Origin of the sequence: Sporosarcina sp. P2 (assembly GCF_002743255.1) — a bacterium.
Lineage (GTDB): Bacteria > Bacillota > Bacilli > Bacillales_A > Planococcaceae > Sporosarcina.
The window spans coordinates 12562-28638 of the sequence record NZ_PDYY01000002.1 but is presented as its reverse complement, the minus strand read 5'-3'; the positions used below and the strand labels follow the sequence as shown (position 1 = coordinate 28638).

Here is a 16077-nt window from a genome sequence, read left to right as displayed (position 1 = left end):
AAGGAGTCTTTCATCTTGAATACACAACGATTACTTCAAGAATTTTTGGAGTTAGTAAAAATTGATTCTGAAACTAAAAACGAACGAAATATTGCAGATATTCTTACGAAAAAATTGCAGGAACTGGGTTTTGACGTAACGGAAGATGATACAGCGGAGAAGACAGGACATGGAGCGGGCAATTTAATTGCCAACTTGCCAAGTACAGTAGCTGACGCGGATCCGATCTTCTTCACATGTCATATGGATACGGTAGTTCCAGGACGATCCATTCAGCCAATCGTCAAAGAAGATGGCTATATCTACAGTGACGGCACGACGATTTTAGGTGCCGACGATAAAGCAGGAATTGCGGCTTTACTTGAGATGGCGAAAGTGATCCAAGAGTCAGACAAGCCGCATGGTCCGATCCAGTTCATTATTACTGCTGGTGAAGAAAGTGGATTAGTAGGCGCGAAAGCGATGAATCCTGACCACCTACAAGCGAAGTATGGCTTCGCGATCGATAGCGACGGGGAAGTAGGCGGTATTGTTACAGCGGCCCCTTACCAATCAAAATTATGGACAACCATCTATGGGAAAACGGCTCACGCCGGCGTTGCCCCTGAAAAAGGAATTTCTGCGATCACACTCGCCGCTAAATCTATTTCGGGCATGAAACTTGGCCGAATAGATGAAGAGACGACTGCGAATATCGGTCGTTTTGAAGGCGGTAAAGCAACGAATATCGTTTGTGAAGAGGCTTTCATTTTATCGGAAGTTCGTTCAATCAATCCTGATAAAATGAAGAAACAAATCGACTTAATGGTCGAGAAATTTGCTACGACTTCTAAATCTTTAGGTGGCAAAGCTGAGACGACAACAGAACTCATGTATCCTGGTTTCTCAATTGGAGATGACGAAGAAGTCGTGCAAGTCGCGATGAAGTCAATCCGCAACGTAGGACGTGAGCCGAAGATCATGACGAGCGGTGGCGGAAGTGACGGCAACGTCTTCAACGGTATGGGCGTTCCTACTGTGACATTGTCTGTTGGGTATGAAGAGATTCATACGAAAAACGAACGCATGCCGGTAAAAGAGCTGGAAAAGCTGACGGAATTAGTACTTGAGATTGTCGGTCAGGCAATCCACACAGTGTAACAGTCTCAACAAAGAGCCTTGAAAGAAGGTATAACTATGCAAACTGTGATTGTGCGTACAGGCAATGAAGAATATGCACTTCCTGTTGAATCGGTGATATCCATCGAGAAACTGGAGTACGTCACACCGATTCCTCACCTTCCAACGTATTTACTTGGGCTGATGAAATCCCGTGGCGAGCTAGTGCCTATACTGGATTTAAGTCAGATCCTGTATCATCAGGCGACACCACGAGATATTGAATCCCATGTAGTGGTCGTGAAAACGGATCAGTTGGAAGTTGGTTTACTCGTGCTAGATGCAAAAGAAATCCTTGAATTGCCAGAAGAACGGTTAACATCTACTGCGTTAAAAGCGTATTCCAAAACGCCTTACTTCGTAACAGTAGCGAATCTAGACGACCGTGTAGTGACTGTCATCGATCCGAATATCATGACGGATTCACTCCACGGCATGGATGAAATCTCTAGTTATATGAAAGAACAACAGCAATCAAATTAGTAGGCAAAAAGAACATACATTTGATAAAATGGAAAGAGTGGCAGACTGAAGTCGGTTTGCCGCTTTTTCCTATTACATAATTATTTCCTGGGAAAGATAGGTGTTGATATGACGGGTCCGATCATCTCTAATCCACGAGTCATTATGCATCTTGATATGAACAGCTTCTTTGCCTCAGTTGAACAAGCTGCGAATCCTTCATTAAAAGGAATCCCTCTGGCGGTCGCGGGCAACCCGAAAGAACGCAGAGGAATTCTCGTAACCTGTTCATATGAGGCAAGGGCATTTGGCGTTTACACGACGATGACGGTAGGAGAAGCTAAACGACTCTGTCCGCATTTAACGATCGTTCCGCCAAGGCATGACTTATACAGACAAATGTCAAATTCGGTTTTTGATATTTTGCGAAGCTATACCGAATGGGTCGAACCTGTTTCCATTGATGAAGCGTATATCGATACGACCGATATTGGTGGATTGACACGTGCGTATGACTTGGCACGAGAAATTCAAATGCGAATTTTAGCAGAACTGGATCTACCTTGTTCGATTGGAATTGCACCGAATAAATTCCTTGCTAAAACAGCATCTGATTTAAAAAAACCAATGGGTATTACCATTTTACGTAAACGCGAAGTGCCGAACCTGTTGTGGCCGTTACCCGTCATTGAAATGCATGGCATTGGCAAACGGACGGAAGAGAAATTGCATAGTAAAGCTATTAAAACGATAGGTGACTTGGCTACTGCCGAAAAAATCACGTTGGAAGCATTGCTTGGCAAAAATGGCTTGCGCCTTAAACAACGGGCAAACGGAATCGATACACGACCCGTTGATCCCGAAAGTGCGGAAGAACGTAAAAGCATCGGTAGTTCTACTACGTTGCCTGTTGATCTAACAGAACTAGAAGATTGTATTCCGATTTTTGAACGGCTTGCGAAACGAGTAGCGGCACGACTGGAAACGAAACGGTTAGCCGGAATGACTATCAGTATTCAAATGCGCTATGCCGACTGGCAAAATACCACAAGAAGTAGAACGCTCCAACAAGCCATCTATCTTGAGGAAGATATTACAGAAGTAGCCATTCAATTATTCCAGCAACATTGGGATTACGAGCCCATTCGCTTGCTAGGCATTACAGCGGCGAATGTCATAGAACGATCTGAAATGGTCAAGCAACTGACATTCGATAATTTTGAGCAGCAACAAAAGGAATACGAAATGGATCAATTGATGTCGAGTCTGACGCAGCGTTTCGGAGATGGTATTATTAAAAAAGGATGTACGAAGAAATAGGCAGGAGGCAATGGATGTGGATATAGAATTTCTCGGGACAGGTGCAGGGATGCCATCAAAACAGCGCAATACATCCGCACTCGTTCTGGATTTGACAGATGAAAATAAGGAAAACTGGCTATTCGATTGTGGCGAAGCGACACAGCATCAATTGCTACACAGCGCGATCAAGCCGAAGAAGATTACGAAAATCTTCATCACGCATTTGCATGGAGACCATATTTTCGGATTACCGGGATTCCTTAGCTCACGAGCATTTTTAGGTGGAGATGATTCGGTTGATATTTACGGTCCCGCAGGCTTAAAAGAGTGGCTACAGCATACGTATCAATTGACAGGAACGTACTTGCCATACAAGTTGAATGTGCATGAAATTCATGACGGCTTGATTCTCGAGACAGATGAATTCAAAGTCTATGCCAAAGAAGTCCAACACGTCATTCAAAGTTTTGGCTTCCGTATTGAACAGAAAGAGTTACCAGGTACATTATTGATCGACAAAGCGATGGAGCAAGGCGTTCCGAAAGGCCCGCTGTTGCAACGGTTGAAAGACGGTTTTGACGTAGAGCTCGAGAATGGGCAAACAGTCTACAGTCGAGACGTTACGACAGATAAGAAGAAAGGCTTCGTCATTACGGTCATTGGGGATACATCGTACTGCCAAGCATCGGTTGAACTGGCACGAGACGCCGATATTTTGATTCACGAAGCGACGTTCACGGATGAGTATGCAGCAGGCGCAAAAGAATTCGGTCATTCAACAATTGTCGAAGCAGCAACCATCGCGAAGGAAGCGAATGCGAAAAACCTTATTGCCAACCATATAAGCGCACGTTTCATGCCAAGTGAAATGCCGGCATTCTTAGCTGAAGGTACCGAAGTATTTGAGGCGATTTCGATTGCAGATGATTTTACGCGTTATCAGTGGAAACATGGAGAATTAATAAAGCTAGCGAAAAATTAAAGGGCTATCCAAGAAGTCGCCATGCCAGTGACTTTTTGTGATCGGCCTTTTTTGATTGTTGTGAATGCGTTAATAGGCGCAAAGGGAACGAAGGGCTCTATGTTGCTGCGTATTCGCTCTATAAAGCCGGTCGGGCGCTCTATCGGGTCTCATAAGTGCTCTATCAAGAAGCTTAGGCGCTCTATCAGGTCTCACAAGCGCTCTATCAGGAAGCCTGGGCGCTCTATCGGGTCTCACAAGCGCTCTATCAAGAAGCTTAGGCGCTCTATCGGGTCTCATAAGCGCTCTATCAAGAAGCCTAAGCGCTCTATCATGCCTCATAACTGCTCTATCAGGAAGCTTAGGCGCTCTATCCAGCCCTGCAACCGCTCATAACGATCCGGGTTCCGCCAATTAAAAAAGACGCTCAGGGGAAATCATTTCCCCGAGCGTCGTATTCCTATATTATTTCATAGCACCTAATTGACGTGAACGGTTTTCCGCGCTGATCAAGCAATCTGAAATAATGGTCTTGAAGTTGTGGTCTTCTAGCGATCGCAAACCGGCTGCTGTAGTTCCGCCTGGGCTCGTTACATTTTCGCGTAAAATACTTGGCTCTTCGCCCGTTTTCTTCAACATCGATGCAGCACCGTAGATTGTTTGAACAATCAATTCACGTGCAGCCGCTGCATCTAGGCCTCGCGCTACCGCAGCTTCTTCCATTGCCTCCACTAAATAGTAGATATACGCAGGGCCGCTACCTGAAAGGGCTGTGACCGCATGCAAATCATCTTCGTCGACGACTTTAACAATACCGATTGCACTCAGCAAGCTCAAAATGGATTGTTGCATTCTGTCTGAAACCGCATCATTAAACGCAATCCCGCTTGCTGATTTTCCAATTGTCGCAGATGTATTTGGCATCGAGCGCGCAATCGGGCGTTTGCCGAGACCACTCTCAAATGTATCGATGGAAATCCCAGCGATGACGGAGAGAACCGTCGTATTTTCCCCAAGGTAAGGTGCAATATCATCCATCACGTTCTCTACATCTTTCGGCTTTGTTGCGAGCACTACTAAGTCGACTTTTTTAATGAAATCTCGATCTTCACATACTTTCGTAATACCGTAACGCGCCTCCAGTTCATCTAAACGTTCTGCGTCTGAACGATTCATGACATAGACATTGTCTTCATATATGACTCGTTTCTTAATAATTCCCGCAATAATTGCTTCTGCCATTTGACCGGCGCCTACAAATAAAATCTTTTCCATGTCTAACATCCTCCCCAAAATAAAAAACGCTCCCGTCCTATGTTTCAGGACGAAAACGCTCGGTTTCCGCGGTGCCACCTAAATTTGCTGTTTACGACAGCACAACTTCAAGTCTTCTTTATCGCAGAAGGTACGGTCGTGTTTCCACGACAGCTCGGAAGGAGGTTCAAAGGGGAGTGGGATACATGACTTGCAGCCTCGGCCATGCTCTCTGCTATCCGTCACCCGTCTACTGATCTTCCTCAATGCCCGTTTCATACTATTTCCATGATTATGTCACGTACTAAATAAAATGTCAAATTGCCGTTAGCTGCCGACGAATAAGTAGATGATGAATAAAACGACCAGAATCGAGACGACCAATGAAACGATTTTCATCGCGCTCACAGGATAATTTCCGGATACTTTCCCCGTTTGTCCATTGACGATGAATTGATAGACTTTTTCCTTGAAATGAAAGGAGGAAATCCAAATCGGCAATAAAATATGTTTGTATGTAATTTCGGTATAATCTGTCGAGACATTGACCACTTGTACGATATCTCCGGCAACGCTGCCTTCGATCCCGTTGACGATTCCTCTGGTCATCACGTCTTTTGCCTGCTCAAATCCTTGTTGTAAGGAAACAGAATAGCGTTCAGCTAGGAAGCCGGACATATATTCCACTTTATAATCGGTCAGACTCGTTAATTGGAAAGGTTGTACTTTTTGCAATAGTTTCGGTTCGACTGTGCTAGACGCTTTGATTAGAACATCATCAAAGAATTCACGATAATTACCGCTTTCCTGATGCCAACGAATTTTTTGCACTTGCTCGGTCACTTGTCTCGCCTTACCATCCTCATAGACCGTCCGTGTTTCGGTGACATAATAGTAATTCCCGACACGTACGACATAGTGTGACTGTGTCTGACTATCATACGTCCAGTAAGGTAAATAAGCGCCGGATATTTTATTCATTCGATAATTTCTCTTCAATGCGTTCGGTGCGAAGAAGTGCCCTTTGATCCAGTCCTTGAACTTCGTTTGCGCCTGTTCCTCGGAAACTTGAAACGGAATCAATAACCCCGGTTGTACACCGGCATCGTGATTCGTAACCGATATGTGAGAAGATCCGCAAAACGAACAGAAATCCGCGACGATATGTGCGTCCAATATGGATTCTGCTCCACAACTGCTGCAGGAAAAAACACGTTTCTCTTCATTCCATAGATGTTGAAGATTATTTCCAACTTCCTCGAAATTCAGTTCCACATGATGGTTGAACGTTGCTTCGATCGGCATTTCGTGACTACAAAAAGGACATTTTAAGCCGCGTGTTTCCGGATGATATTCCGTGTTGCCGCCACAAGAAGGGCATTTGATATTTTCAGTATCTTCTACGACTGTGTGTTGTCTATCAAATGAAGTCAATGTCCATCCCTCACTTCTCGTCTAACGTCTCACCACATTCTGCGCAGAATTTCGCGCCTGGCAGATTGGCATGTGAGCAAGCGGGACATTTTTTCTCGGTGACTTGAGATGTACCGCAGTGACTGCAGAACTTCGCGTCTTTTGGAATCATAGTTTCACATTTAACGCATGGTACTTTATCCGTTTCAACTGATTTTCCGCATTGACCGCAGAACTTGGCATCAGCGTTGATCGTAGCCTGACAATGCGGACAGGATTTCGTTGCAACTTGTGCTTGAGGTTGCTGCTGTTGGTTCTGATTCATCGCACTTGCCATGACTTGACCCATGCTCATACCAGCCCCCATACCGACACCTGCGCCCGCCATGCCGCCTTCGTTCTGTGCTGCATCGCGCATCGCTTCAGCCACCTGATATTGCTGGTATTGCTGCATATTGCCGAGCACGCCCATAGAGGTACGTTTGTCCATCGCTTCTTCTACTTCTTTTGGTAGCGACAAATTTTCGATATAGAGTGATGTGATCTCGAATCCGAATGCAGCAAAACGAGACATCATCTTCTCTTTTCCTTTTTCGCTTAATTCGTCGTAATGCATCGATAGATCAAGCGCAGGTATTTGAGACTCTGCGAATAAATCGGACAATCCAGAAATGATCATTTTCTTTAGATGACCTTCAACGGAATTCGTGTCATATGAACTGTTCGTTCCAAATAGTTCCCGCAAAAATACTGTAGGATCTGATACACGATACGAATAAATTCCGTAACCACGAAGACGGATCATGCCGAAATCTGGGTCACGCATCATAATGGGGTTCGAAGTGCCCCATTTTTGATTGATGAATTGTTTTGTATTGATGAAATATACTTCCGCTTTAAATGGTGAATCAAAGCCGTATTTCCACGATTTCAATTTCGTCAGGATGGGCATATTCTGTGTATACAAAATATGGCGTCCTGGTCCAAATACGTCCGCAATTTCCCCTTCATTGACGAAGACCGCGACTTGCGACTCCCTAACCGTCAGCTCTGCCCCCATTTTAATTTCATTATTATGCACGGGGAACTGATAAACTAACGTATTGGCATCCTGTGCTTGCCACTCGATTACTTCGATAAATTGGTTTTTAAATAGATTAAAAAATCCCATTGTTATCCCTCCAACTCGACATCATTATGTACATCGTGCGATTTCTTGTAGTATACCATACGAAGAATAGACAAAATGGTTTCATTTAAGATGAAAAATCTTTCGGTAAATGAACAATCAAGACGTGACGCACATGGAAATAAAGAGTACAATAGACTGAACAGTCATTCATTTACTAGGGGGAACAGAAGATGATCACAAAAATTAGTACGCCTACGCCATTTGCGGTAGGTGACGTGAACTGCTTTTTACTAAAAGGCGACACGCTAACGTTGGTAGACGCGGCGACAAAAACGCCAGAAGCGCGTGAAGTGTTGCAGATGAAATTAAAAGAAATGGGCTATACGTTCCATGATATAGAGCAAGTTTTCGTCACGCATCACCATCCCGATCACTGCGGATTGGTCGAGATGTTTGACCGCGCGGAAATCCTCGGTCATCCGTATTTAAATTACTGGCTAACACGAGATACAGAATTTTTGGATCGTCATGACCGTTTCTATGAACAATCATTAATAGAAGAAGGCGTGCCGGAGCAATATTTTAAGTGGGTGAAACGCTTCCGTCGATCAGTCGATTTGATGGGAGGGCGTCCCGTCGATCGCATGATGAATGATGGTGATGATCTGCCAGGACATCCAGGCTGGAAAATCCAAGAGTCTTTAGGTCACGCGCAAAGTCATTTATCGTTATTCAATGAAAGGGAAGGCATTCTGATCGGTGGCGATTTGTTGCTCGAGAAAGTGTCATCCAATCCATTAATTGAGCCTCCGTTTAAGAAAGAGCACGGACGTCCGAAATCATTGCTCCAGTACAATGCATCACTAAAACGTTTGTTAGATTTACCGGTATCAATCGTTTACGGAGGTCATGGCGGAGAGATTACCCATGCCCACGAGCTGATAACTGAACGCTTGGCGAAACAGCACGACCGCGCCATGAAAGTTCTTGCTATGTTAGATGAATCGAAAACGGTCTTTGACGTAACGAGACTACTATTCCCGGCAGTTTATGAAAAAGAGTTGGGACTGACGCTGTCTGAAACGATCGGGCAGTTAGATTATCTAATGGCGGCAGAATTAATTTCTGAAACGGTTGATTCAGCAGGAGTCCATCATTATGTCCGTCTCTAAATCTGTACTGATCACAGGAGCGACGAGTGGAATTGGGTTTGAACTTGCAAAACGTTTGGCGATGTTGAACGACTATCGTGTGATTGCGACAGGGCGCAATGCGAAAGCGTTAGAAGAGTTACGCGTCCTCGGAGTAGAAGGATACTGTGCGGATTTGCGAGACACGAAGCAGCTAGATTGGCTGGTATCTTGCATTGGAACACCTGACCTCATCGTATTTTCTGCTGGAGTAGGGAAGTTCCACCTGGCCCATGAGACGACCGATGAAGACATGTATGCGATGCTCGAGACCAATGTCCTTGTGCCGATGCAACTGACCGCGCGTGTAGTACCTGCAATGATTGAGCGCAAGCACGGTCATCTCGTCTATATCGGTTCACAGTCAGGGAAAGTAGCAACGCCAAAAACATCGGTCTATGCCGCGACGAAACACGCGCTAATTGGCTATACGAATGCTGTGCGTATGGAAGTGGCGCCTTATGACGTCGATGTATCCGTCATCCATCCAGGGCCGATCGATACACCGTTTATCGAGCTCGCGGATGTCACCGGTGGCTACAAACAAGCAATGGGTAGCCAGTTGTTGTCGGTGGATACGGTGGTGCGCGCTGTTATGGAAACAATCGAGCGACCTAGACGCGAAGTGAACTTGCCAAAAATCACGGGTCTAACGAGCAGGCTGTATGCGTTGGCGCCTAGCGTAGTAGAAACCATCGGAAAGCCATTTTTCTATAAGAAGTAAGAAGATATCTAGAACGCTGTTGCTGAAAGTCGTTACGATACGGCTTATAGCAGCAGCTTTTTTTGAAATGGGAGAGAAAAAATATGTGATGTTACTGGACTCCATACGTCGCTGGCGCATGGCCCCCGTTTTGAAGTTGTCTTCGTTTAATTATTGGATTAATCTTTACACGTTTAATTAAATAGAAGAAAAAACTAGTTGATCGTAAGTGGAAGGTGGCGACTCCCGATGGATCAGCCCGACAGGTGAGACAACTAAAGGGAGCTTGCGACCTAGTTGGCTCACCGCGGGCCCATGGGAAAGCGTCCACCTGGAACGTCGATCAACGGTGCCGTCCCGCTCCCTTTTCATCTCGGGTTTAAAATAACATTATTATGTAAACTGAAATAGATTTCAAATAAAGAAGTTGGAATATTCTATCATGAATGCTATAGTGTACATGATAGAGTTCACATATTAGACATAAATTACATATCTCAGACATGTTGCCAAGACTACTAAGAGTAGACACCCTGACGCCATTCTGAGTGAATTCTTTCACAGTGAATTTCATATGAATGGAGGAAAGGGTGAGATTCGTATGTTGGCTAAAGAACACGAACAAAACATTTGGAAATATGCATTTGCAAGCGTCGCCGTTACGGTCAGTTCTCTCGGCTTTGGACGGATGTCGTATGGAATTGTCATGCCTTTCATGAAAGAGAACCTTGCAATGACCTATAAACAAGCGGGGCTGCTCGCAACGACGGTATCGATTGGCTATTTAATGATGGTGATCTTTGTCGGATTGCTGGTGACTAAATACGGGGCAAAAAAGCTTGTGATTTTTGGTACGGGACTCGTTTCATTCGGACTATTTATGTTGTCATTTGTCGCTAGCTATGGATGGACACTTTTCGCCATGTTATTGCTCGGAGTTGGAACCGCTTTTACGTATACACCGCTCATTACGATACTTGTCGGCTGGTTTCCGAGGAAGCGCGGTATGCTTATTGGCTTTCTTGTGGGTGGCATGGGATTAGGAACGCTGATTTCAAGCGCGTTAATTCCGTTCTTCACTACATGGTTCGGCGATATGGGCTGGCGCTACCTATGGTTCGTCTACGGTGCTCTGTCGATCGTATCTATCATCATCGCGATGAGTATTTTGCGAGATCCACCGATTCCGTTACTACCTAAGGAAATGCAGAAACGCTCATTTTGGACGAAAGTATACTTCAATAAACGAGTACTTCGTGTCGCATTCATCTATGGACTCGTTGGATTCGCCTATTTGGTACCGCAAAGCTTTTTATTCAGCTATATTCTCGAAGTAGGACTGACGAAGTTCCAGGCAGGACAAATTATGGCGATCAGCGGAATTATGTCGATTTTCAGTGGACCTTTATGGGGCGGAGTTTCTGATCGTATCGGACGGAAATCTGCATTGCTTGCGACACTTGGGATTGGTGCAGTTTCACTGATCATTCCGGTTATTTTCCCAGTGTATATTGGGCTTGTCGTTAGTCAATTCCTCTGGGGTACAACGATTGTCGGGATGCTGTCGCTCTGCCAAGCATTATCTACAGAACAAGTTCATCCGACGTATGCACCTGTTGCACTAGGCTATGTAACGTTCTTCTTCGCAGCAGGGCAGTTGCTTGGACCTGGCATCGGTGGCTGGATCATCGACCGCTTCCAGCAGATCCCGCTTGCACTCATTATGTGCAGTGTACTACTCGCTTTGGCGTTCTTGCTGACGATTCGAATGAACGCGCATGCGGTAGATGTAGATGTGACGGCATTAGAAGCGAAGCCTGTTTTAAAAAGTCTATGTCTGGAGGAGGCTTCTGCTGAGGAATTGTGAGTCTTGTGGAAGTTGCCGTATGGTCAACTGAAATTAGACTTTGTCCATATGCTTCTTACTGCATATGTGATAGGTAAACGTATACTAGAAGAAATATAGGCGCTGACATTCCGGTAAAGGAATGTCAGCGCCTTTTGAAAAATAAAATTTTATTTATATTGAAATAGTCTTAGTTAACCATACTTTTTATGAAGGGTTGATTTCAGTGTAGAATTTTTCCGATATACAGTACAATAATAGAAATGCTCTATATGTGTAAGTAGGAGGTTACTGATGTGTTTAAAGTCGTAAATGAAAAAAAGTCACAATTAGATGCTGCTCGTCCCTTGCCTAAATATACGTTAAAAAGTTTACGAGAAAAGTTATTTCTAGAGTGGACGTATAATTCGAATGCCATTGAAGGAAATACATTAACTATGAACGAAACGAAAGTGGTCCTTGAAGGGATTACGATTGGTGGTAAAACACTAAGAGAACATTTAGAGGTAATCAATCATCGTGACGCTATTACGTATGTCGAAGAAATTGTCCAAATGAAAGAAACACTTTCAGAATGGCAAATAAAAAATTTACATCGTTTAGTGCTAAAAGGAATTCATGATGAGTATGTAGGTGTATACCGTCAGGAACAAGTCTTTATTGCTGGAGCTACACATAGACCGCCTGCACATTATCTGATTCAAGAAAAAATGGATCAAATGATGAATTGGTATCGTAACGAAGGCGTCGATCTTCATCCTGTAGAGCGTGGGGCTATGTTGCATGCTATTTTTGTTGGCATCCATCCCTTTATTGATGGAAATGGGCGTACCTCAAGACTGTTGCTTAATTTAGAACTGATGAAAGAGGGATTTCCTCCAGTCGTTATTAAGGTGGAAAATCGATTGGCTTATTATGATGCACTTGATAAAGCGCATACAACAGAAGATTATAACGATTTCATAGCGTTAGTAGAACATGAAGTAGAAGACTCTCTCGACTTATATCTAAGTACAATAAGTTAATAAGCTCTTCATTTTGAAGTATCTTGTTCATTTCACTGGTACAAAAACGCAATTAAACAACAAAGAGTTCTCATGTTTTTAGAATGGGGACACTTTGTTTTTTAACTCTGTATTAACCTATGGGACTGTAAAGCAAAATTCTTTTGGAAAAGCCCTTTGATCATTACACATTAAATCTCCCGTTCTTTAGTTGAATGAAATATGAAACGATTTCCTAACTTATCCGTATACATAGTATGAAACAAAATTTTGTAACTGGAAAAGAGGGTTGGTTATGTTGAGTTTAGTACTATTTTCATTACTTGTAGGGGTTGTCGCGAGTGCTATTATCGTTCCGTTTCTTTCTGTACATAACAAAAATGAGCCGTTATCGTTTAACCGGTGGATCGCTTTCGGGACACTTACAGTCATTAGTATGATTGGCGTATTCCTATTTTATTACGTGACAAATTTGGATCGTAATTGGTCATCGCTATGGGCATTGTTACTCGTTGTGGCTATTTTAGGAGCGGTGGTTTCGCAAGGTATAGAGCGCAAAATAAAAATGGTTGTATCATTGGCAGCGTTACTCATTGGCGTGTATGTGTTAAGTGCACCTCTTTTCAACGCAAATAAAAAGTATGAGACCGTTGCGATGACACAGAAAGTTGAAATTACAGCGTTTGATGAAACGAAGACGCCGGCTAGTGTACCACCAAAGTTTGCGCGTAATAAAATGAAAAAAGCATTTGGTCAAGTACCGGATACGAGCTATTATGAACTGGGGCATTTACAAATTCAAAAAGTGAATGACCAATTTGTCTATATTGCGCCTGTTGAGTTTTCGGGATTTTTCAAATGGTTCAACGGTAAAACGACTCCTGGTTATTTCACGATGAGTGCAACGGATTCATCAGATAATCCGAAATTCATTAAAACGGAAATGGCGTATACGACGTCTTCGTACTTCCATAAAAAAGTGTATCGTAAAATGCGTATGGAAATGCCAGATTTAATCTTTTACGGAGATGTTCAATTAGAAATTGATGATGAAGGGAAGCCGCATTATATTCGCACGTATGGAGAATTCATTTCGGCACGTAACGGATTTAACGCCAAAGGGATTGTCATGTTGAATCCTGAAACAGGCGCTACGAAGAAATATGCGTTACAGGACGTTCCTGAATTTATCAATGGAGCTGTTTCACCTGAGGCGGTAAGTCTTCAAAATAGTTATTTCGGTAAGTATATCCATGGTTTTTGGAATTCAGTAGTCGGAAAAAAAGATGTGAAAATTCCTTCAGACGAAGGAACAGAAGCCAATGTTAGCCCGATTTTTGATGCGGATGGACATATGTATTACTTCACTGATTTCACGAGTCCGAAAGAAGGCGTAGACTCCATGCTTGGCTATGCATTAACAGATGGACGAACGGGGAAAGCGACGTATTATACGGGGGATTTGGAAGAGTCATACATGGATTCACAAGGTGCGCTCCAGATCATTGAAAAGAAGTTTATCGAAAAGAAATGGAACGGCGAAATGCCTGTCTTGTATAACTTCTACGGTGAATCAAGTTGGTTGACGCCGGTACTTGATTCAAATGGATTCCTGCAAAATTACTTCATTGTTTCCGCAGCGAATCCTGAAATCTCGGTATTTGCGAATTCACCAAACGAAGCGTTGAAATTGTATAAATCGGCACTTCAACGTGGCGGCAGTACAGTAGATGGAAGTTCCAATGCAGAAGAAGCGAAAGCAACGATTACAGCGATGCGCGTGTTTAAAGAACGCGTCGGTGATTTTACACTCGTTTCCATTCTCGCAAAAGACGGTCGAAACTTCCTTGTTTCATCGGAAGTTGAACCTCTTTCGATTTATGTAGAAGAAGGCGACCAGTTAACGGTGACGTATTTGGAGACGGGTGAGTTATTCTTACCTGTGAAGGAATTGGTGAATAACAGTATGAAATAAATAATGGTGAAAAGGCCTGATAGCGCATTCGCGTTGTCAGGCTATTTTTATAAAGAGTTCCATTTCAAGCTTTTATTATTGTTAGTCATTGAAAAATAATAAACTTTCACATTAAAGAAACAGATGAATTTCAACACTCTATAAGAGTCATCGTTTCAACCCTGCTATCTCTTCTTCAGTCAAGTAACGCCACTGACCCCGTTCCAATGATCCAAGCTCAATATGCTTGATTCGAACCCTTTGCAAGTGCGTCACGGTATATTGAAACCGTCTGCACATTCTGCGGATTTGTCGATTCAATCCTTGAGTTAACGTAATACGAAACGTGAAGTCGTCGAGCGGAGTTACGGGACAAGGGTTAGTCGTCGTATAGCTTTTCGTTCTAGGATTGTAAATATCTACACCATTTGATAAGTCTTCTATAAAGGTGTTCGTTATTTTTTTATCGACTGTCACCACATATTCTTTTTCCTGATGGTTTTCGTCTTTCATTAACTCATTTACAATAGTTCCATCATTAGTTAATAAAATCAGACCTTCTGTTTCTTTATCCAAACGTCCAACGGGAAATATACGTTCAGGATACGATATAAAGTCGATAATATTACCGGCAATAGTAGGCGAAGCTGTACAAGTAATCCCACTTGGTTTATTTAGTATCATATATATGTTTTGTGCCGTTTGCGTGATGGGGTGCCCGCCCACTTCGACATAATCATGATCTTCAACAAAATACACATGCGATGCAATCTTACCATTGACTAGCACTTTTTCAGCCGTAATATAGCGCTCTGCTTGTCTTCTGGAACAGAATCCTGAAGAACTAATATATTGATTCAACCTCAAAATTTCCGCTCCTTGTCTTTCTACGATGTTTCTTTTAGTATATCATGATTACTCTTTTGACTAATGGCTACATTCGATTATTCATGCTCTATTAAATAACTAGAGAACATTTTGATATAATGAATGGAAGAGTGCAATGATTCAACGGCTACAGAAAATACAGAACCAGGGGGTATTTTTAATGAATATCGACTTTATAAAATTGATGGAACCGACTGCTGCGCTTGTCAATACTCTGAATCATTGGGGAAATGATATGTATTTGAAACCTTTGACTCAACCCAATCCAAGTAAAGAAGCATTGGAGCAAAAAAATGTTCTTACTATAGAAGACATCATTCAAAAGCTAGAATATCAGCATACATTCCTGATCTATTTGGAAAATCAGCTGATCGGGGAAATGAGCTATACAGTGGATCCTGAGCATTTACTTAGAAAAGAAACAGGGACAGCGTGGATCAGTATTTCGATTGGTGAGTCAGAAGGTCGAGGGAAAGGAATAGGTTTTATCGCTTTAGAATACTTGGAAGAGCAAGTTAGAAAGCATAATCTTCAACGAATCGAGCTAGGCGTATTTGAATTTAATACACCTGCTTTAAAACTATATAAGAAGTTAGGGTATCAAGAAATAGGACGTATAGAAAACTTTACGTATTATGATGGGGGAATGCGGGCTGATATTCGTATGGAAAAGCGTATGTAATTTTATAAGTAAGCACACGATTATATGAAAATCACATCACTTGTCAATGTCTTACAATAAGAATACTTTGATTGTTTTAAAAAGCGAATATGAGTTATTAAAATCTATTGGATATAAATAGAGGTGAA

General features: G+C 42.9%; 14 protein-coding genes. 10 read left to right on the top strand and 4 right to left on the bottom strand.

Annotated elements, in window-relative coordinates:
* Positions 1 to 15 precede the first annotated feature (15 nt).
* The 4 genes from CSV67_RS02430 (at position 16) to rnz (ending at position 3904) form a co-directional block, all read left to right on the top strand.
* Positions 16 to 1140 (top strand): M20/M25/M40 family metallo-hydrolase, encoded by a 1125-nt coding sequence (locus tag CSV67_RS02430; protein ID WP_099630047.1) that lies wholly within the window; start codon positions 16 to 18, stop codon positions 1138 to 1140.
* A gap of 36 nt (positions 1141 to 1176) precedes the next feature.
* Positions 1177 to 1641 (top strand): chemotaxis protein CheW, encoded by a 465-nt coding sequence (locus tag CSV67_RS02425; protein WP_199173113.1) that lies wholly within the window; start codon positions 1177 to 1179, stop codon positions 1639 to 1641.
* A gap of 108 nt (positions 1642 to 1749) precedes the next feature.
* Entirely contained in the window at positions 1750 to 2940 is a 1191-nt protein-coding gene (locus tag CSV67_RS02420; RefSeq protein WP_099630046.1) for a DNA polymerase IV, read from the top strand.
* Positions 2941 to 2956: 16 nt separating this feature from the next.
* Positions 2957 to 3904: a ribonuclease Z gene (rnz, locus tag CSV67_RS02415; RefSeq protein WP_099630045.1), complete on the top strand. Its 948-nt coding sequence runs from the start codon at positions 2957 to 2959 to the stop codon at positions 3902 to 3904.
* 444 nt (positions 3905 to 4348) lie between these two features.
* Here rnz and proC read toward each other — a convergent pair whose 3' ends face one another.
* From proC to CSV67_RS02400, 3 genes are all read right to left on the bottom strand, one after another.
* Positions 4349 to 5158: a pyrroline-5-carboxylate reductase gene (proC, locus tag CSV67_RS02410; protein WP_099630044.1), complete on the bottom strand. Its 810-nt coding sequence runs from the start codon at positions 5156 to 5158 to the stop codon at positions 4349 to 4351.
* 306 nt (positions 5159 to 5464) lie between these two features.
* Entirely contained in the window at positions 5465 to 6571 is a 1107-nt protein-coding gene (locus CSV67_RS02405) for a TFIIB-type zinc ribbon-containing protein (RefSeq protein WP_099630043.1), read from the bottom strand.
* Between the two features lie 10 nt (positions 6572 to 6581).
* The gene (locus CSV67_RS02400) at positions 6582 to 7721 is read right to left on the bottom strand and encodes an SPFH domain-containing protein (protein WP_099630042.1); all 1140 of its coding nucleotides are present in this window, start codon (positions 7719 to 7721) and stop codon (positions 6582 to 6584) included.
* A gap of 191 nt (positions 7722 to 7912) precedes the next feature.
* Here CSV67_RS02400 and CSV67_RS02395 point away from each other — a divergent pair, with 191 nt between their 5' ends.
* The 5 genes from CSV67_RS02395 to CSV67_RS02375 all read left to right on the top strand — a co-directional run bounded on the left by CSV67_RS02395 (position 7913) and on the right by CSV67_RS02375 (position 14400).
* Positions 7913 to 8854: an MBL fold metallo-hydrolase gene (locus CSV67_RS02395; RefSeq protein WP_099630041.1), complete on the top strand. Its 942-nt coding sequence runs from the start codon at positions 7913 to 7915 to the stop codon at positions 8852 to 8854.
* Positions 8841 to 9596 carry an SDR family NAD(P)-dependent oxidoreductase gene (locus CSV67_RS02390; protein ID WP_099630040.1) on the top strand — a complete coding sequence of 252 codons (756 nt, stop codon included), beginning with the start codon at positions 8841 to 8843 and terminating at the stop codon, positions 9594 to 9596. The genes CSV67_RS02395 and CSV67_RS02390 overlap by 14 nt, the downstream gene beginning before the upstream one ends.
* Before the next feature lie 580 nt (positions 9597 to 10176).
* Positions 10177 to 11442, top strand: coding sequence for a YbfB/YjiJ family MFS transporter (locus CSV67_RS02385; RefSeq protein ID WP_158232868.1), 1266 nt, complete (start codon positions 10177 to 10179; stop codon positions 11440 to 11442).
* A gap of 275 nt (positions 11443 to 11717) precedes the next feature.
* Entirely contained in the window at positions 11718 to 12446 is a 729-nt protein-coding gene (locus CSV67_RS02380; RefSeq protein WP_099630038.1) for a Fic family protein, read from the top strand.
* A gap of 274 nt (positions 12447 to 12720) precedes the next feature.
* A complete protein-coding gene (locus CSV67_RS02375) occupies positions 12721 to 14400 on the top strand; it encodes a hypothetical protein (RefSeq protein WP_099630037.1) in 1680 nt (559 codons plus the stop codon).
* A 147-nt stretch (positions 14401 to 14547) separates the two neighbouring features.
* Here CSV67_RS02375 and CSV67_RS02370 read toward each other — a convergent pair whose 3' ends face one another.
* Positions 14548 to 15246: a pseudouridine synthase gene (locus CSV67_RS02370; RefSeq protein WP_099630036.1), complete on the bottom strand. Its 699-nt coding sequence runs from the start codon at positions 15244 to 15246 to the stop codon at positions 14548 to 14550.
* Positions 15247 to 15427: 181 nt separating this feature from the next.
* Between CSV67_RS02370 and CSV67_RS02365 the strand changes: the two genes are divergently transcribed.
* Positions 15428 to 15949, top strand: a complete 522-nt coding sequence (locus CSV67_RS02365; protein WP_099630035.1) for a GNAT family N-acetyltransferase — start codon at positions 15428 to 15430, stop codon at positions 15947 to 15949.
* Positions 15950 to 16077: the final 128 nt, after the last annotated feature.